The sequence below is a fragment of the Providencia manganoxydans genome (assembly GCF_016618195.1).
In the GTDB taxonomy this organism is placed as follows: Bacteria; Pseudomonadota; Gammaproteobacteria; order Enterobacterales; family Enterobacteriaceae; genus Providencia; species Providencia manganoxydans.
The window spans coordinates 1,322,224-1,339,434 of record NZ_CP067099.1; the positions used below are offsets into that span (position 1 = coordinate 1,322,224).

The 17,211-nt window shown below is 44.4% G+C and carries 15 protein-coding genes; 4 read left to right on the plus strand and 11 right to left on the minus strand.

Annotated elements, in window-relative coordinates; genetic code table 11:
- Positions 1-343 precede the first annotated feature (343 nt).
- A complete protein-coding gene (gene copA, locus JI723_RS05715) occupies positions 344-3,289 on the minus strand; it encodes a copper-exporting P-type ATPase CopA (RefSeq protein ID WP_272580197.1) in 2,946 nt (981 codons plus the stop codon).
- 120 nt (positions 3,290-3,409) lie between these two features.
- Here copA and cueR point away from each other — a divergent pair, with 120 nt between their 5' ends.
- Entirely contained in the window at positions 3,410-3,820 is a 411-nt protein-coding gene (gene cueR / locus JI723_RS05720; protein ID WP_070925146.1) for a Cu(I)-responsive transcriptional regulator, read from the plus strand.
- Here cueR and JI723_RS05725 read toward each other — a convergent pair.
- From JI723_RS05725 to tesA, 5 genes are all read right to left on the minus strand, one after another.
- Positions 3,774-4,253, minus strand: a complete 480-nt coding sequence (locus JI723_RS05725) for an NfeD family protein (RefSeq protein ID WP_140181718.1) — start codon at positions 4,251-4,253, stop codon at positions 3,774-3,776. The two genes, cueR and JI723_RS05725, sit on opposite strands and share 47 nt — an antisense overlap.
- A complete protein-coding gene (locus tag JI723_RS05730) occupies positions 4,250-5,194 on the minus strand; it encodes an SPFH domain-containing protein (RefSeq protein ID WP_070925145.1) in 945 nt (314 codons plus the stop codon). Before JI723_RS05730 ends, JI723_RS05725 begins: the two co-directional genes overlap by 4 nt.
- Positions 5,195-5,207: 13 nt before the next feature.
- A complete protein-coding gene (locus JI723_RS05735; RefSeq protein WP_337979840.1) occupies positions 5,208-6,065 on the minus strand; it encodes a co-chaperone YbbN in 858 nt (285 codons plus the stop codon).
- A 59-nt stretch (positions 6,066-6,124) separates the two neighbouring features.
- A complete protein-coding gene (locus tag JI723_RS05740) occupies positions 6,125-6,910 on the minus strand; it encodes an SDR family oxidoreductase (protein WP_140181713.1) in 786 nt (261 codons plus the stop codon).
- Positions 6,911-7,113: 203 nt separating this feature from the next.
- The gene (tesA, locus tag JI723_RS05745) at positions 7,114-7,755 is read right to left on the minus strand and encodes a multifunctional acyl-CoA thioesterase I/protease I/lysophospholipase L1 (RefSeq protein ID WP_140181711.1); all 642 of its coding nucleotides are present in this window, start codon (positions 7,753-7,755) and stop codon (positions 7,114-7,116) included.
- Here tesA and ybbA point away from each other — a divergent pair.
- The 3 genes from ybbA to JI723_RS05760 all read left to right on the plus strand — a co-directional run bounded on the left by ybbA (position 7,723) and on the right by JI723_RS05760 (position 12,359).
- Positions 7,723-8,409 (plus strand): putative ABC transporter ATP-binding protein YbbA, encoded by a 687-nt coding sequence (ybbA, locus tag JI723_RS05750; RefSeq protein WP_070925143.1) that lies wholly within the window; start codon positions 7,723-7,725, stop codon positions 8,407-8,409. The two genes, tesA and ybbA, sit on opposite strands and share 33 nt — an antisense overlap.
- A complete protein-coding gene (gene ybbP, locus JI723_RS05755; protein WP_070925142.1) occupies positions 8,406-10,853 on the plus strand; it encodes a putative ABC transporter permease subunit YbbP in 2,448 nt (815 codons plus the stop codon). The genes ybbA and ybbP overlap by 4 nt, the downstream gene beginning before the upstream one ends.
- 141 nt (positions 10,854-10,994) lie before the next feature.
- On the plus strand, positions 10,995-12,359 hold the full coding sequence (locus tag JI723_RS05760; RefSeq protein ID WP_070925141.1) for an esterase-like activity of phytase family protein: 1,365 nt from the start codon (positions 10,995-10,997) through the stop codon (positions 12,357-12,359).
- A 46-nt stretch (positions 12,360-12,405) separates the two neighbouring features.
- On the opposite strand, the gene JI723_RS05765 is transcribed toward JI723_RS05760, so the two are convergent.
- From JI723_RS05765 to ppiB, 5 genes are all read right to left on the minus strand, one after another.
- Complete coding sequence (locus JI723_RS05765; protein WP_319066296.1) at positions 12,406-13,656, minus strand: MFS transporter; 1,251 nt, start codon at positions 13,654-13,656, stop codon at positions 12,406-12,408.
- A 247-nt stretch (positions 13,657-13,903) separates the two neighbouring features.
- A complete protein-coding gene (purK, locus tag JI723_RS05770; protein ID WP_272580192.1) occupies positions 13,904-14,986 on the minus strand; it encodes a 5-(carboxyamino)imidazole ribonucleotide synthase in 1,083 nt (360 codons plus the stop codon).
- Positions 14,983-15,501 carry a 5-(carboxyamino)imidazole ribonucleotide mutase gene (gene purE, locus JI723_RS05775; protein WP_070925139.1) on the minus strand — a complete coding sequence of 173 codons (519 nt, stop codon included), beginning with the start codon at positions 15,499-15,501 and terminating at the stop codon, positions 14,983-14,985. Before purE ends, purK begins: the two co-directional genes overlap by 4 nt.
- A gap of 141 nt (positions 15,502-15,642) precedes the next feature.
- Positions 15,643-16,374, minus strand: coding sequence for a UDP-2,3-diacylglucosamine diphosphatase (gene lpxH / locus JI723_RS05780; RefSeq protein ID WP_319066294.1), 732 nt, complete (start codon positions 16,372-16,374; stop codon positions 15,643-15,645).
- 10 nt (positions 16,375-16,384) lie between these two features.
- Positions 16,385-16,879, minus strand: a complete 495-nt coding sequence (gene ppiB / locus JI723_RS05785; RefSeq protein WP_070925137.1) for a peptidylprolyl isomerase B — start codon at positions 16,877-16,879, stop codon at positions 16,385-16,387.
- Between the last annotated feature and the right edge of the window lie 332 nt (positions 16,880-17,211).

Below are 17,211 nucleotides of genomic sequence, written 5' to 3' on the forward strand. Positions count from 1 at the left end.
TTCTTCCCCATATTTCAACATTAATCCATTAGGTTAAACAATCTTGACACAATTTTCGACTCACTTTGTACTATTTTATTGCCAAAATTGATATGGCGTTAAATCACAGAGTTGTTTTGCTCTTAATATTGGCTATGCATTTGATAAAAAAAGACCCGATTGCTCGGGTCTCAGACTGTTGTCAAACATATCATGTTTGGCGGCAGTCGTTAGGGGTTCTGAAATAAACGAGGAAAATCGATTTATTGATTTTCGGCTGATAACACGGAGCGGGAAAAACCCCGCTTTTATCCCGCTTCGTCAGCAACCTAAGACCCGATTGCTCGGGTCTTTTGGTGATCAACTAATCTTGTTTTGGTTTAAACCGTAGTAACCGGTTTGCGTTAGTGACTACGGTAATCGATGATAATGCCATCGCCGCACCTGCCACGACTGGGTTTAATAAAGTTCCGGTTAGTGGGTAAAGAATACCGGCAGCGATTGGGATACCTAATGTGTTATATACAAAGGCACCGAATAGGTTCTGTTTCATATTACGCAGTGTACCTTTTGAAATCGCAACTGCATCAGCAACACCGTGTAAGCTTTGGCGCATTAAGGTAATTGATGCCGTTTCAATCGCAATATCACTACCGCCGCCCATCGCGATCCCTACATCGGCGCGGGCGAGTGCAGGGGCATCGTTGATACCATCTCCGACCATTGCCACTTTATGGCCTTTTGCTTGTAGTGCTTCGATAGCGGCGGATTTACCATCAGGCATCACACCTGCGATCACTTCATCAATACCCGCTTCTTTGGCAATTGCTTTAGCGGTGACTGGATTATCGCCAGTTAACATCACTAAACGGAAGCCTTGTTTGTGTAGGCGAGCCAGTGCGTTCACACTGTCTTCACGCAGTGGATCTCGGATAGACAGTAATGCGGCGATTTTACCATCAACGGCTAACAATACTGGGGTAACCCCCATCGAGGCTTGTTGATGTAATGTCTCTTCAATGGCACTGGTATCAATATCATTTTGCGTTAACAATTTTTGGTTGCCGAGCAAAACGGTTTTACCATTAACCACTGCACTAACCCCAAGGCCTGCTAAAGTTCTAAACTGTTCACTGGCTGGAATGGTTAAGTCTTTCGCACGACCCACTATCGCTCTCGCTAATGGGTGATTAGAGCCACTTTCCAGTGATGCTGCCAGTTGTAAGGCTTCATCTTGTGAAAAATCGTTGAATGTGTGAATGTCGGTAACTTGAGGCATACCTTCGGTTAATGTGCCTGTTTTATCAAACACAATGGTGTCTAATTCACTGGCTTGTTGCAAAGCATCGGCATCACGTACCAATACACCAAACTCAGCCGCACGCCCAACCCCTGAAATGATCGACATTGGGGTGGCCAAACCAAGAGCACATGGACAAGCAATGATCAGAACGGTTGTGGTGATCACTAAGGCGTAGGTAATTTGTGGAGCAGGGCCGACAAAATACCAAATCAATCCTGAAATAATCGCAATTGCCACGACAACTGGGACAAATATGGCTGAAATACGATCAGCCAGTTGGCCAATTTGCGGTTTACTACTTTGTGCTTGGCGAACGAGATGAATAATCCGTGCAAGTGTAGTTTGGCTGCCGACTGCCGCTGCTTTAAATAGAACTGTGCCATCTTGAACGACAGTACCTGCATGAACCTGATCGCCTTTGCTTTTTTGTTGCGGAATAGGCTCGCCTGTGAGCATGGCTTCATCTAGCCAGACTTCACCTTCGATGATTTCACCATCAACCGGTACGCGATCGCCAGTTGCTAGGCGTAATACCATGCCTTGTTTCACTTGCTCAAGAGGCATGTCAACTTCACCTTGCTCAGTGACAACACGAGCGGTAGGTGGTGTGAGATCAAGTAGCCTTTCAAGTGCTTTTGATGAACGCTGGCGAGCCCGTTGCTCAAGCGCATGACCAAGGTTGATTAGACCGATAATCATCGCACTGGCTTCATAATAAAGGTGGCGTGCTTGCTCAGGGAATATATCAGGCCATAAGTTGACTACAATGGAATAAAGCCATGCCGCACCGGTCCCTAAGGCAACTAAGGTATCCATAGTTGCACTGCCATTTTTTAGGCTTTGCCACGCATTTTTATAGAAGTGGCCGCCTGCAAATATCATGACAGCTAACGTTAAAACACCAATGGTTAGCCAAATAGAATGATTTTGTGGGCTGAGCATCATATTGTCGCCCATCATTCCCCAAATCATCACAGGGATCCCTAACGCGAGGGCGAGTGCAGATTGCCAACGAAAACGGCGCATATTGGCATCAGCAACTTGTTGCTGACGTTCACGTCGCTCAGTTTCATCTTGAATAATCTCAGCGCCATAACCTGCTTTTTCTACAGCCGCAATCAATGCGGCTGGTTGCGCAGTTCCCGTGACTAAAGCACTGCGTTCAGCAAGGTTAACGCGCGCGTTTTCAACCCCCGGTACGCTACTGAGTGCTTTTTGTACTTTATTGACACAACTTGCACAGGTCATGCCGTCTAATAAGAGTTGCACACTGTCATCTGAGGGGGATATTTCAGGTTGTTCACCTAAATCTGCTTGTTGAGCCGGAATATCACAGATTGCCGCTGAGTCAGTTTCCGGCTGCTCAATGGGTGTAGTCAACGGCTCAGTTTTTGGGGAAGCATTCTCTTTTTGGCTTAACGTTGCTTGGTAGCCAACCGCCACAACCGCGGCAATTAATGCTTCAGCCGAAGCAGTACCACGAACAGTCGCTGTGGTGGTATTCACTTCAGCTTGCTCTACACCAGCGACAGCTTCCAGCGCTAAACGGGTTTTTTCTGCGCATTTCATGCAGTTTAACCCAGAAAGTGCTAAAACCTGTGTATTCGGCTGTTCAATACTGGCTTTGTAGCCGGCTTGTTCGACAGCGCTGATCAAGGCATCAACAGTGGCTGTACCATAAACTTTCGCTTGCTGTGTATCGACAATTGCTGTTGCAACGCCATCAACCGCTTCGAGAGCTTGTTGAGTTTTTGCTGCACATTTCATGCAAGTCAGACCTGAAAGTTGCAAGACAGTATCTGGTTGTTCAGCCACTTTGGCTTGATAGCCAGCGTCTTCAATGGTTTCAATTAATGATTGTACAGGGGCGTCACTATCAATGACGGCATACTCAATCGTGACTTTAAATTGATGAATGTCGGTACGAGCCTCAAGTGCTTTGGTGACTGTGCCGACACAGTGCATGCAACTTAATCCTTGCAGGGAGAGAATGATTTTGCTACTCATAAGTGAAATTCTCCTTAACTCATGACGGATCCTGTCTTTTTGATTATCATGGCAGAATCTAATGGATCTCGATATGTAGAGAAGGTTAAACCCTCCCACAAGGGTAAGGTCAAGGGAAATATGAATATTAGTGAAATTGCTAAAAAAACGGGGCTTACCGCAAAGGCGATCCGTTTTTATGAAGACAAAGGTTTAATCACACCACCTGAGCGCGGTGAAAATAGTTACCGCTATTATCAAGAACGGCATGTTGATGAATTGAGCTTATTGAAGCAGGCAAAAGACGTTGGCTTTACTTTAGAAGAGTGCGGCGAACTATTAGGGCTATTCCGTAATCCTGCAAGGCATAGTGCAGATGTTAAAAATGCCACGATGGCAAAAATTAGTGAGTTGGAACAGACAATCACTAAATTATCGGCTATCAAAGAGACGCTGCAAAGCTTAGCGGATGCCTGCCCCGGTGACGAAGGGGCAGATTGCCCGATTATTGATCACTTGGCTCGAGGCTGTTGCCATCATGAGAAGGCTTAACATGCAGTGTAATACCGTCAACTGAGGTGATCACCACCTCAGTGCCTGCTTTTAGTGCTATTTCACTGTAGGCGCGCCAACTGCCATCGGCAAGTTTGACGCGACTAAAACCTTCATCGGTATCAGAAATTAAACGCACTTTGCGACCAATAAGCTGATGGCTTTTTTGGTTAACATCATCAGCTTGTGGGTTCTTGCGTAGGCTGAGCCACTTACGCCACAATACAGCAGAAACAATCGTTAAGATGGCAAACAAAATACCTTGCCATTCCCAACCAATAAACGGTAACACCAATGCGATGATCGCCACGGCAACCGCAGCGACCCCCGACCATAACAAGTAACCACCTGTACCCAATAATTCAGCAATCAGCAATAAACCACCAAGGCATAGCCAAAACCATGCCGGTTGGGCACTGATTAGCTCTATCATGGTTTGACCTGCTTCTTATCTGCGCTAACTTTTTTGCTCTCACTGATAAGTTCCGTGATCCCACCAATCGCGCCCATAAGGTTACTTGCTTCGAGTGGCATCATGATCACTTTACTGTTTTCAGCAGAACCAATACTGGTTAATGCATCCGTATACTTTTGAGCAACAAAGTAGTTGATTGCTTGCATATCTCCAGCAGCAATGGCTTCAGAAACCATTTGTGTGGCTTTTGCTTCGGCTTCTGCGGCTCTTTCACGTGCTTCTGCTTGTAAGAAAGCAGACTGCCTATCCCCTTCAGCGCGCAAAATTTGTGACTGTTTTTCCCCTTCAGCTTTGAGGATCGCAGCTTGACGGATACCTTCTGCTTCAAGGATATCGGCACGCTTAGTACGCTCAGCTTTCATCTGGGCGTTCATGGCATTAATCAACTCTTTTGGCGGCTTCACATCACGGATTTCGATACGGGTGATCTTAACGCCCCAAGGGTTGGTTGCATCATCCACAATATGCAAAAGGCGTGAGTTAATCGAGTCACGCTGTGAGAGCATTTCGTCCAGTTCCATTGAACCGAGTACGGTACGGATATTGGTCATAGTCAGATTGAGAACAGATAGCTCAAGGTTACTGACCTCGTATGCAGCACGTACAGGATCGACGACTTGAATAAAGCATACCGCATCAATAGTCACGTTAGCATTATCGCGAGAGATAACTTCTTGTGAAGGAATATCAAGGACTTGCTCCATCATATTGATACGGCGGCCGATCCTATCCATAAAGGGAACTAGAATATGTAACCCAGGTTGCAACGTGCGGGTATAGCGACCGAAACGCTCAACTGTCCATTGATAGCCTTGTGGTACGGTTTTTACACAAGTAAAAACAATAACGATAGCAATAAAAATAATAATTGGTATCGCACCAAACGCGAACAAGTCCATTGTTAACCCTTAATTAGTAAAGTAATGAATACATTTGACGACGGTATTTACTGGCTACAGCATCCCCTGTCCCCATCGCCGACATGATATCCATCATGGTTTTTTTCACAGCACCATCTCCGGCACCAAGGTCTTTTTTCAAGAAACTGAATAAAATGTCTAATGCTTCTTCATTGCGGTTCACTTCATGTAATTTTAGCGCTAATTGCACGACAAGAGTGGTATTTTCTGGTGTTTCTGTGAACTGTTGCTGTAATTGTTGGATTTCAGGCGTATCAGCGGCTTGGCGTGATAGCTCGATTTGTGCAACTAACCCTTGATAACGGCTGTCTTGGTCTTGCATAGGGACCACCGACAACGTTTTTTCTGCATCATCAACTTGTCCTAGGCCGATCTGTGTTTCGGCGAGTAGGAACGTGATATCACTGTTTTTTTGATTTAGCAGGTGAGCTTCTTTAAGCAGTGGCAGGGCTTCTTGAAGTTTGCCTTCTGCGATGAATTCAGCGGCTTGTGCTGCTTTCAGTTCCTCTGGGCTCGGCAATACACGTGATAGCATTTCCAGTACCACATCTTCCGGTTGCGGTCCTTGGAAACCATCGACGGGACGGCCTTCTTGTAAAATATAAACCGTTGGGATAGCTCTAAGGCCAAATTGCGCAGCAACATTTTGTTCTTCATCGCAGTTAACACGCGCTAACATAAATAAACCCGCGTAGTCGTTAGCAATTTTATCCAGTGTCGCACCAAACTCTTGGCAGTGGGGGCTTTGAGCTGACCAGAAGTAGAACATGACTGGCATGTTCATTGACTGTTCTACGACTTGGTGTAGGTTTTGTTCATTAACATCCACGATTTGGGCAAAAGCTTGCATAATTGGTCTCTTTTAAATAATTATTTAATACTCTAAAGGTGGGGCTAGATTGTTTTTTTTCAAGCCTTTTTGCCTTGGCCTGCCAGTATTTTATCCATTAGGCAGTCAGGGAGCAGCCGTTTTAAAAACCGTACAGCAACGGTTAATAGTGTCACTGAATAACGAATACGCGGGCGAGGGCTTTCTAAGGCATGAACTAATTTTGCGACGACATGTTCCGGCGTTAAGGTAAAGCGCTCGGCGATACCGGGGTTTTTAACCGGTTTGTCTTGCTGAGTTTGAGCAACGTTATGGGTAAAACGGGTATGGATTGGCCCCGGTTCGATTAAACTAACATGAATTCCCGTACCTTTGAGTTCTAAACGTAGTGCATCTGACCACGCCTCTAAAGCATATTTGCTGGCGGCATAGGCACCACGGCCTGGGGTCGAAATGATCCCCATCACTGAACTGGTTTGGATAATACGCCCTTCATGATGTTGTAGCATGGCTGGCAGTAATTTTAAGGTTAATTGATGGACGCCAAAAAAGTTAGTGGAAAATTGCCCCTCTAACTGCTCTCGACTGATGCTATTTAGCTCACCATAAACCCCAAAACCTGCATTATTGAATAATCCGAAAAGTCGCCCATGACATAATGCGAGCACCTCATCGGCAGCACGATCTATGCTATGTTTATCATCAACATCGAGTGCTACCGTGTCGAACCCAAGCTCTTTTAGACGTAAAACATCGCTCTCTTTACGACAAGCGACGATAACATGGTAACCACGCTGATGAAGTGTTTGTGCGGCACAAAAGCCGATACCGCTGGATGCACCGGTGATAAAGACCGATTTTTGCATAACTTTACCTACCTTTAGGTGCTGATTGAGATAAAAATTGCTTTACTATACTCGTCATACTTCAAGTTGCAGCGTTTCTCGTGAATATATAGTGACTTGGTTCACTCGCGCCAGTGGCATCGTTGCTATGTTATTTGCAACGTATTTATTTGTCGCCTAGCCGTATCTTGAATTATTTAGAGTATACCCCAAAAAATCGCCAATTATTTTGCTGATGGCACAAGGTAAGGCTTAAGTTGTGTTTCCATAAAATCCGCAATTGTTGGTTGGGCTTCTACGGTTGGATGAATACCATCTTGCTGGATCCATTCAGGCCGAGTAATGATCTCTTCCATATAAAAAGGGAGCAATGGAATGGCATTTTTTTCTGCCAATGTTGAGTAGACCTTTTCAAAACTGGAAGTGTAGCGTTTACCGTAGTTTGGCGGTATGCGAATTTGCATTAAAAGCGGTTTAGCGCCTGTTTGGGTTATTTGTTGAATAATTTGTTGTAAGGTGTTCTCCATTTGCTCGACAGATAACCCTTGCAAACCGTCATTGGCGCCTAATTCGATCAATACCCAGTCAGGTTTGTGTTGTTCAAGTAAAGCAGGAAGACGCTCTAGCCCTTGTGCAGAGGTGTTACCACTGATACTGCCGTTAACTACGGCAATGGGCGGTGACAATTTCTGCCAGCGTTCGGCGAGTAATGAGGCCCATGCCTGCTCTGCCGGTAAACGATAGCCAGCACTTAGGCTGTCACCAAGGATCAATAGTTTTGTGGCTGCGAGTGTTTGACCACTCGCGACAAATAACAGGAGAAATACCAGTAAATGTCGGCGGAAAATATTCTTGAAGTTCATCATCTCGTTAAACGTGTTGGTCAGGGTGAACATGAACTCACTATATTGCAAGGTGTTGAGCTAATTGTCGAGTCCGGTCAAACAATTGCTTTAATCGGCGAATCAGGTTCAGGGAAATCGACCTTATTAGGTATTATCGCCGGTTTAGATGACGGCACTAGTGGTAGCGTGAGTTTACTAGGCCAAGAACTCACTCAGATGAATGAAGAGCAACGTGCTTTTTTGCGTGCACAAAGTGTTGGTTTTGTCTTCCAATCTTTTATGTTGATACCCACATTGAATGCATTAGAAAATGTGCAATTACCCGCTTTATTGCGTGGTGAATCTGAATCAACCAGTCATCAACAAGCCGCCAATTTATTAGCGGAGTTGGGGCTTGGAAGCCGTTTAAAACATATGCCCGCACAACTTTCCGGCGGTGAACAGCAGCGTGTTGCACTGGCTAGGGCATTCAATGGTCGACCACAAATACTGTTTGCTGATGAGCCCACAGGTAATCTTGATCGTCACACAGGGGATAAAATTGCGGATTTATTATTTGCAATGAATAAAGAACACGGTACGACGTTGATCCTTGTGACTCACGATAATGAATTGGCGGCTCGTTGTCAGCGTCGCTTACGGTTAGTGGATGGTGTATTGAGGGAAGAGTCATGATTTGGCGTTGGTTTTGGCGTGAGTGGAGAACGCCATCACTACTGATCGTGTGGTTGGCGCTGACACTCGCGGTCGCTTGTGTTTTGGCACTGGGACGGATCAGTGACCGCATTGAAAATAGCATGAGTTATCAAAGCCGTGAGTTACTGGCAGGCGATCTGGTTTTACGCTCTTCTCAGCCTAGTGACGCGACGTGGCTACAACAAGCGAAAGAGAATGGATTAAAACTTAGCCAGCAAATGTCCTTCTCGACAATGGCTTATTCAACTGCGGATGAAAACTTACGACCGCAATTGGTACTGGTTAAAGCCGCCGATGCGGCCTATCCCTTATACGGTGAATTAATCACTGAGCCGGCAGGCCTTCGCCCAACTAAAGGGGAGATCTTGGTTACCCCGCGCTTGCTTGAATTGCTTAATCTGAAAGTTGGCGATGAGATTGATATTGGTGATGCGACATTAAAAGTGGCAGGGCAGTTAATTCAAGAGCCTGACAGTGGTTTTAACCCTTTTCAAATTGCACCTCGTGTTTTGATTTCCCTTGATGATGCGCAAGCAACAGGAGCGGTACAGGTTGGGAGCCGTTTAACCTATCGTGAAATGTTTGCGGGAGATACGGCAACTATTGATGCCTTTGAGGCGCAATATGACAAACAACTGAGAACCGATCAGCGATGGTATACGTTAAAAGATAACAGTGGTGCAGTCGGTAAAACCTTCCAGCGTGCTCAACAATTTTTACTGTTGTCTGTGTTATTGACCTTATTGTTAGCGATCGCCGCGGTGGTGGTCTCGATGAGCCATTATTGTCGTAGTCGTCACCAGCTCGTAGCGGTATTAAAAACATTGGGAGCAGGTCGTTCGGCTTTACAAAAATGGATCATCGGGCAGTGGTTGGTGATATTAATTGCCGCAGCTTTGTTAGGTTCACTGCTTGGGCTCGCGTTCGAAGGGATCTTAATGCAGATATTAGGGGCTATGCTACCTAAAGCATTGCCATCCGCTAGCTTATGGCCTTGGGTATGGGCGATTGGTACGTTATTTGTGATCGCAATTATTGTGGGGATCCGCCCTTATCGCCAATTGATGGCAACCCAGCCATCACGCGTCTTACGCGAGGATGCGGCTTCACCGATCTGGCCACTGCGTTATTATTTACCAATTGTGACTTTGATTGTGGTGGGTGGGCTATTTTTGTTTGCGGGCGTTAATCCACTGCTCTGGTCAATTTTAATTGGTATTGTGATTGTTGCTGTTCTATTAGCACTAATTGGTTGGTTAGGGTTGTGGGTATTACGCCAATTTAAGTTTAAACAACTGAGTTTACGTCTGTCAGTCAGTCGTTTGCTGCGCCAGCCGTTACAAACCATCACTCAAATGAGCGCTTTTTCGCTGTCATTTATGTTGTTAGCGCTATTAATTTTAGTCAGAGGGGATTTATTGGATCGGTGGCAGCAACAATTGCCAGCAGATAGTCCAAACTACTTTCTGATTAATATGAATGAAAGTCAGATCAAACCAGTTACTGAATTGTTGCTCCAACATCAAGTGAAACCGACCGCTTTTTATCCGGTTGTGTTAGCGCGTTTAGCTGAAATTAATGGTACATCAGCGATTGAGTGGGCAGATGCGCGTGATCCCAACAATAATACCGTTCGTCGTGAACTAAGTTTGACATGGCAAGCTAAGCTTCCTGAAGCCAATGTATTAGATCAAGGCACATGGCCACCGAAAGAGGGAGAGGTGTCGATTGAACAAACAGTGGTGAAAGAGCTAGGGATTAAAATTGGCGATAAATTGACATTTAATGCGGGTGCTCAGGTATTTAACGCTACAGTCACGAGTATCCGTACCGTTGATTGGGAGAGCCTACGACCTAACTTTTTCTTTATCTTCTCGGAAGGCACTTTGAAAGATGTGCCAGCGACATGGATGAGTAGCTTCCACTATGAAGGTGATGGCAAATTATTGACTGATTTAAGCCGTAATTATCCAACCATTAATGTATTAGATACCGGCGCATTGATTGCGCAAATTCAGCAAATCTTGCAGCAAGTTAGCCAAGCGCTAGAAGTGATGGTGGTATTGGTGATCTTCTGTGGCTTGTTATTGCTATTAGCACAAATTCAAGTGGGTATGAGCCAACGAGAGCGTGAATTGGTGGTTTATCGTACGTTGGGGGCAAGCAAAAAGCTGATGCGTCGTACTTTGTGGAGTGAATTTGCTTTATTAGGCTTGATGGCAGGGTTAGCGGCTGCATTTGGCGCCGAGGTAGCATTATGGTTATTGCAAACTAAAGTGTTTGATTTCCCTTGGCAACCTGAATGGTCAATGTGGTTATTACTGCCACTGTGCGCCGCACTATTACTATCTGTATGTGGTAGTTGGCTTGGGTTACGTTTGTTAGGCACAGGTAATCAGCATCGTCGAATGCCAAATAGTTAATTTAACCTTTATGGCTTCTTGTTTATGCAAAAAACAAGAAGCCATTCAAATAATCGTCTTAAAACCATCACGAAACTGTCATTTATCCTGCTTATTATCCCAGCGTCAATAATGATAAACATTACGAATGGGAACATAATAATGCAGCCTCACCGCACCATAAAACTCAGTTCATTATCACTACTTGCAACATTAGTTGCTTTTTCTACTACAGGGTATGCTCAGCAAGAAGTACCAGCGACGCTGGCAGGTCATGCTATTTTAGCAGTTGATTCTACGGTGCCTGCGCCAAAAGATGCACCACAAGACTTACACGTTAGCGGTAAGTATACGACGGGCAATCGTGTTGATGAGCTAGGCAAAGTGGAGGGCAAGTCAGCGGATCGTCCAACAGGTATGAGTGTGCCAATCAACGGTCAGCCACTGCAAGGGCACTCAGGTATTAAACGTATGGCGGATGGCACCTATTGGGTGCTAACTGATAATGGTTATGGTAATAAAGTGAATTCGCCGGATTCGATGCTTTACTTAACGCAATATGATATTGATTTTAAGACAGGTAAAGCGAACCCACTAAAAACAGTGTTCTTCCATGATCCAGATAAAATCATTCCATTTCATATTATTAATGAAAGTAGCGATAAGCGTTATTTGACAGGCAGTGATTTCGATCCTGAAAGCTTTCAATTTGCAGATGGTGCGTTGTGGGTGGGCGAAGAGTTTGGGCCATACCTCATTAAGATGGATCTGGATGGCAAAGTATTAGCATTATTTGAAACTGAAGTTGATGGCAAAAAAGTGGTTTCTCCAGATCATTATCAAGTGACTACCCCAGGGAAACCAGCGGACAAAGTCAGCTTCCAAGTCAATCGTTCAAAAGGTTTTGAAGGAATGGCTTCTTCGCCTGATGGCAGCAAGTTATATCCAATGCTGGAAGGGGCTTTATGGAATGAAGAAAAACAGGATTATGAAAATGTCGCTGGAAAACGTGCGGCACGAATTCTTGAATTCGATGTTAAAAACCAACAGTGGACAGGTCGCAGCTGGTTATATGTTTTCGAAGATAATCAAAATGCGATAGGCGATTTTAATATGATCGATGATACACATGGATTGATTATTGAACGTGATAATGGCGAAGGAACGGCGGACAAAGCTTGTGCTGAAGGTGCTACGGATACCACAAACTGCTTTAATAATTTAGCTAAATTCAAACGCGTTTATCGCATTGAGTTTTCAGATAAAAACCAAGGTACATCGGTTGATAAGCAAGCTTATATTGATTTAATGAATATTAAAGATCCAGAAGGTGTCGCCAAGAAACCATTAAATAATGGCGTGTTTACCTTCCCATTCTTTACCATTGAAAACGTTGATGTTGTTGATAATGAACACATCATTGTTGGCAACGACAATAACTACCCATTCTCATCTAGCCGTGAGCCAAATCAAGCAGATGATAACGAGTTTATCTTGTTGAAAGTGCCTGCGTTGTTAAATCCTTAGTTTCCTTGTTTATTGATTTTGCTCGGGCTCATCACCCGAGCTTTTTTTATTTTTTGACTGACAAAACAGGTGGTTTCATCATTAAAGTAAACATCAGGATCACAATCACGGGGGTTGCAATAATTAAAAATGCGGGGGTAAAACTATCGGTATAGTCTTTTACTGCCCCAGCAATAAAGGGGGCAAGACAAGCAACGGTAGAGATCAAATTGACCACCGAGAACAGCTCTAGATAGGGGCCGCGGCCAAAATAGTTTGACAGTAACACGCTGGAAGCCAAAAAAGTCATGCCATAGCCAATGCCTACGCACAGCACAAATAAGATCAACCATATCCATGAAGTGGCGATACTCAAGCAGATAACGCCAAATACCATGATAATCAAACTTCCGATGAGTAATTTTTTAGGCTCTAGCCACTCCCCAGCGGCACCACCAATAAATCGTGAAAAAGCATTCACAAAAGCCATTGTACTAAGCAAAGAAACGGCAACGGTCATACCAAAACCGCGCTCTTCAATGTGGGCGACGGCAAAGCTATTCACCGTGATCCCACACCATAAAAAGGATGTGTAAGTGGCGGCAATCAAATAAAACTGCCAAGTACGTAATGCACGATGTACCGTCCAAACTTCTTTAGTACGATAGATAGGCTTACTTGCATCACTAATCTGTTTTTGCATGATGTGCTTAGCATGCTGCTGTTCGCGTTTTCCTTCACGCAGTGCCAGTATGGTGATTAGGGTCACTACACTGAGGTAAATGGCACAGAGTACCCAATGCATGCGCCATGAGCCCATTTGATTTGAAGCGTAGAAATAGATCCAAGGGCCTGCAACACCACCTAAACCACCAATAGTGAAATAAAGACCAAATGCAAGTGATTGTTTTTCAAATAATCGGGAGAGAACATAAGTGCCTGGTACTGTAGCTAACAGGGTGAAGCCAATACCAATCAGGGCCGTACCCAGAAAATACTGACTAATCGTCTCGGTTGAGTAGAGGCTATAAAAACCCGCAACAAATATTAAGGTACCTAGCAATAATGTTAGGCGAACCCCGATTTTGCGGATCAACAAAGAGGGAAGAAAACTGGCTAAGCCACAGGTCAAACCCAGTAAGGTGAACCCAAAACCTGCTTCAGTCCAACTCCATTTTAACTCACCTATCATCCCAGGTAGTACTACCCCAAGAGAGGTAAAGGTAGTTGCCGTGGCAAGGAAATACACCATTCCTAATAGGATAAGAATGCTCCACTGATACAGTGGGCTAAACAGTGGGGAATTTGTGGTTGCCATTTCAACTCCAGTCACACTACCGGTTTTATTGGCGAAAGCGGCAGCGAAGTAAAACGCAAGATGCCCGAAAAATCGGGCATTGTATTATCTATACTCTAAATAATTCGAGGTGCAGCTAGTCGACAAACGAGTAAGTCGCTAAGAGCAGACATAGGCATGTGGCTAAGTACGAGTGAGCAATAGCTCACCATACCTAAATACACAGTGCTGCATCTTGAAATATGACGAGTGTGGCTATTTTCGCTGTTTATTTGCTTCGATACCAGCCTAATTTTGTATTAGCCCACTCAATGCCAATTTTATACTCATTTGGCAGCATACTCACTAAGGACGTGAGAGTATTTATCAGCGCTAAACTATCGCTGTGTGTTAGGTTTAAATGGCCCACTTTGCGAGCAGGACGCACTTCTTTTTCATACCAGTGCAAATGGACTAACGGTAAACTTAACCATTGTGCGTTTACTGCTGTACCAATCAAGTTCACCATAACGGATGGGCTAAACACTTCAGGTGATGGCATCGGTAAGTCTAAAATAGCGCGTAAATGTAGTTCAAATTGGCTAATCGAAGCGCCATTTTGCGTCCAATGGCCGCTGTTGTGTACACGAGGTGCAATTTCATTAATCAGTAATTTATCGCCAACCACAAAACACTCCATTGCCATCACACCAATATAATTGAGCTCATTCATGACAGCGCTTAACATTTGTTGAGCTTGCTGTTGTTGTGGGTTAGATGTTTTAGGAAAGGCGACACTGGTACGTAAAATGCCCTCTTGGTGAAGGTTATGGGTGATAGGATAAAACACACACTCACCAGCGCGATTACGCGCACCAATCACAGAGATTTCAGCATCAAATGGGATCCCTTGCTCGACAATGCATTCACCGTAGATTTCATCTGGGAGGCTGGTTTCATCACCGGGGCGAACTCGCCATTGGCCGCGCCCATCATAGCCGCCAGTCCTACGTTTCACGATCAAAAAATCACCGAGTGTGGCAAATAGCTCAGGCCATTGTGATTTAGACTCAAGTGCTGTCCAAGGCGCTGTAGCTAAATGTAATGAATCAAACAGCGTTTTTTGTGGAAGCCTATCCGCTAAACGTGGAAATATATCACGGTTAATGAATGCATTATGGCGTTCTAACTCTTTAGTTAATGGTGTTTCAGGCCAACGTTCAATTTCAGCGGTGATCACGCTTTGCTGATAAGGAACGGCTTCAGGCTCTGCATCTAAACCCACAGGGAAGACAGCGATACCAAGAGGTTCACCTGCTTGGCGCAACATTCGCCCTAACTGACCATTACCAAGAACACAAACCGGTTTCATTGCGCCTCCCGAGGATCAGGATTATTTAGCACATCATTAGTTTGTGTTTCACGCCATGTGGTTAAACGAGCAAACAGAGTTGCGTCAGTGGTAGCAAGGATCTGCGCTGCTAAAAGAGCCGCATTTGCTGCGCCTGCTTTACCAATTGCCAATGTGCCAACAGGGATCCCTTTAGGCATTTGTACGATGGAATAAAGGCTATCAACACCACTTAATGCCGCGCTCTGTACTGGAACACCTAATACCGGCACTAAGGTTTTCGCCGCTAACATACCCGGTAAATGGGCTGCGCCACCAGCACCTGCTATGATCACATCGAATCCATTATCTTTAGCTTGCTCGGCAAAAGAAAACAATTTGTCTGGAGTACGGTGCGCAGAGACTATTTCAACGTGAAACGGCAATTGCAGCTCAGTTAATACATCAGCAGCATGTTGCATTGTCGTCCAGTCACTCTTAGAACCCATAACAATGGCGATTTTTGCCGCAGATTGAGCAGGTACTTGGGCAGTCATGTGGTGTGATCCCTGTGGTTAATAAATTTTCACCGTAAGGTGGGAAAAATGAATTGCCCTGATCATATCATGGTAACTGAGTAAGGAAAACGTTTGCGTGGTTAAAATATCAGCAAACGAATGCGTGTTAGAGGGAATAATTTATTCAGGTTGGAATGGGAAAAAAATTAAATCGATACCTTGTTTATCGATAACAAATGCGGAACCCTCATGGTGCCATGCACCCAAAACACCACGGAAGCACTGTTTATCACCCACGGTAACCTCATGAATAGCAGGACGGTGTGTATGACCGTGGATCATCCAGTCAGCTTGATGGTGGTTTAAAGCATTAATCACGGCTTGTGGGTTCACATCCATGATGGATTCGGCTTTCATACTGCTGGCATATTGGCTATTTTTACGCATTTTTTCCGCAATACGGCGACGAATAAATAAAGGTAACATCAGGAAAATACGTTGGATCCATGGGGTGTGTACTTTTTTGCGGTAATCTTGATAGGCTTGATCATCAATGCATAAGGTATCACCATGCAAGATAAGTATCCGCTTTCCATATAATTCAAGTAAGGTTTCTTGCGGTAAGATTGTCATGCCACACTGTTTGGCATAGCGTTGACCCAATAAAAAGTCACGATTACCATGGATAAAGTAGCAAGGAATACCTCGTTCACTGAGCATTTTTAGGCTGTCTGCCACTTGCTGGTGAAGTTCGGTTTGGTCATCATCGCCAATCCAATAATTAAAGAAATCACCAAGTATATATAGGCTGTCGGCATGGATGGCTTGCTGATGAATAAAATTGATAAAACCGGCGGTGATCGCCGGTTCATCTTCACTCAAATGCAAATCTGCAATGATATAAGTGGACATGTGTGCCTAATTATTCACCGACAGTCACTTTTTCGATCAGAACATCTTCACGTGGAACGTCTTGGTGATAACCGCTATTGCCTGTTGAGACACCTTTGATCTTATCAACCACGTCCATACCTTCAACCACTTCTGCAAATACGCAGTAGCCCCAGCCATCTGGGCGCTCTGAACGGAAGTTTAGGAAGTCGTTATCAACCACGTTGATGAAGAATTGTGCTGTCGCTGAATGTGGGTCGTTAGTACGAGCCATTGCGAGCGTACCACGAGTGTTTTTTAAGCCGTTGTTAGCTTCGTTTTTGATCTGTGCTTTAGTGTCTTTTTGCTTCATGCCTGGTTCGAAACCGCCACCTTGGATCATGAAACCGTTAATAACACGGTGGAAAATGGTATTATCGTAAAAACCTTCACGGCAGTAATTTAAAAAGTTTTCGACGGTTACTGGAGCTTTATCGTCAAAAGTTTTAATAACAATGTCACCGTGATTGGTATGAAAAGTAACCATAATAGCTATCCTGAATAATTGTATTTTATACACCTTCTGAAGAAGGCGTTGTTGTCACAAAGTTTATATCACAGATGAAACGCGACTTGAAGTGACAGAGCTTGATCCGCTAATGAAAAATATACCCGAAATCCTTCAAGTGCAGCGGTGTTGACGACACTCAGCTAGCGGAATCACATCGTTTATCTATGCTTCTCGCCTATCTTCACTTGTCGTCTACCTGCAACGCGAATTATTTGGCGTATAGACGGATAAATACTGTGGTTAAATCTTGCATTATTACTGTGTTCAGGTTTGAATACTGTGTTATTTTATAAAAATTAATATCTTTT

Excerpts from the sequence above, each read along its gene's own strand:
- copA (WP_272580197.1), bottom strand. The coding sequence starts at position 3,289 with ATGAGTAGCAAAATCATTCTCTCCCTGCAAGGATTAAGTTGCATGCAC.
- cueR (WP_070925146.1), top strand. The coding sequence starts at position 3,410 with ATGAATATTAGTGAAATTGCTAAAAAAACGGGGCTTACCGCAAAGGCG.
- JI723_RS05725 (WP_140181718.1), bottom strand. The coding sequence starts at position 4,253 with ATGATAGAGCTAATCAGTGCCCAACCGGCATGGTTTTGGCTATGCCTT.
- JI723_RS05730 (WP_070925145.1), bottom strand. The coding sequence starts at position 5,194 with ATGGACTTGTTCGCGTTTGGTGCGATACCAATTATTATTTTTATTGCT.
- JI723_RS05735 (WP_337979840.1), bottom strand. The coding sequence starts at position 6,065 with ATGCAAGCTTTTGCCCAAATCGTGGATGTTAATGAACAAAACCTACAC.
- JI723_RS05740 (WP_140181713.1), bottom strand. The coding sequence starts at position 6,910 with ATGCAAAAATCGGTCTTTATCACCGGTGCATCCAGCGGTATCGGCTTT.
- ybbA (WP_070925143.1), top strand. The coding sequence starts at position 7,723 with ATGTCGGCGGAAAATATTCTTGAAGTTCATCATCTCGTTAAACGTGTT.
- tesA (WP_140181711.1), bottom strand. The coding sequence starts at position 7,755 with ATGATGAACTTCAAGAATATTTTCCGCCGACATTTACTGGTATTTCTC.
- ybbP (WP_070925142.1), top strand. The coding sequence starts at position 8,406 with ATGATTTGGCGTTGGTTTTGGCGTGAGTGGAGAACGCCATCACTACTG.
- JI723_RS05760 (WP_070925141.1), top strand. The coding sequence starts at position 10,995 with ATGCAGCCTCACCGCACCATAAAACTCAGTTCATTATCACTACTTGCA.
- JI723_RS05765 (WP_319066296.1), bottom strand. The coding sequence starts at position 13,656 with ATGGCAACCACAAATTCCCCACTGTTTAGCCCACTGTATCAGTGGAGC.
- purK (WP_272580192.1), bottom strand. The coding sequence starts at position 14,986 with ATGAAACCGGTTTGTGTTCTTGGTAATGGTCAGTTAGGGCGAATGTTG.
- purE (WP_070925139.1), bottom strand. The coding sequence starts at position 15,501 with ATGACTGCCCAAGTACCTGCTCAATCTGCGGCAAAAATCGCCATTGTT.
- lpxH (WP_319066294.1), bottom strand. The coding sequence starts at position 16,374 with ATGTCCACTTATATCATTGCAGATTTGCATTTGAGTGAAGATGAACCG.
- ppiB (WP_070925137.1), bottom strand. The coding sequence starts at position 16,879 with ATGGTTACTTTTCATACCAATCACGGTGACATTGTTATTAAAACTTTT.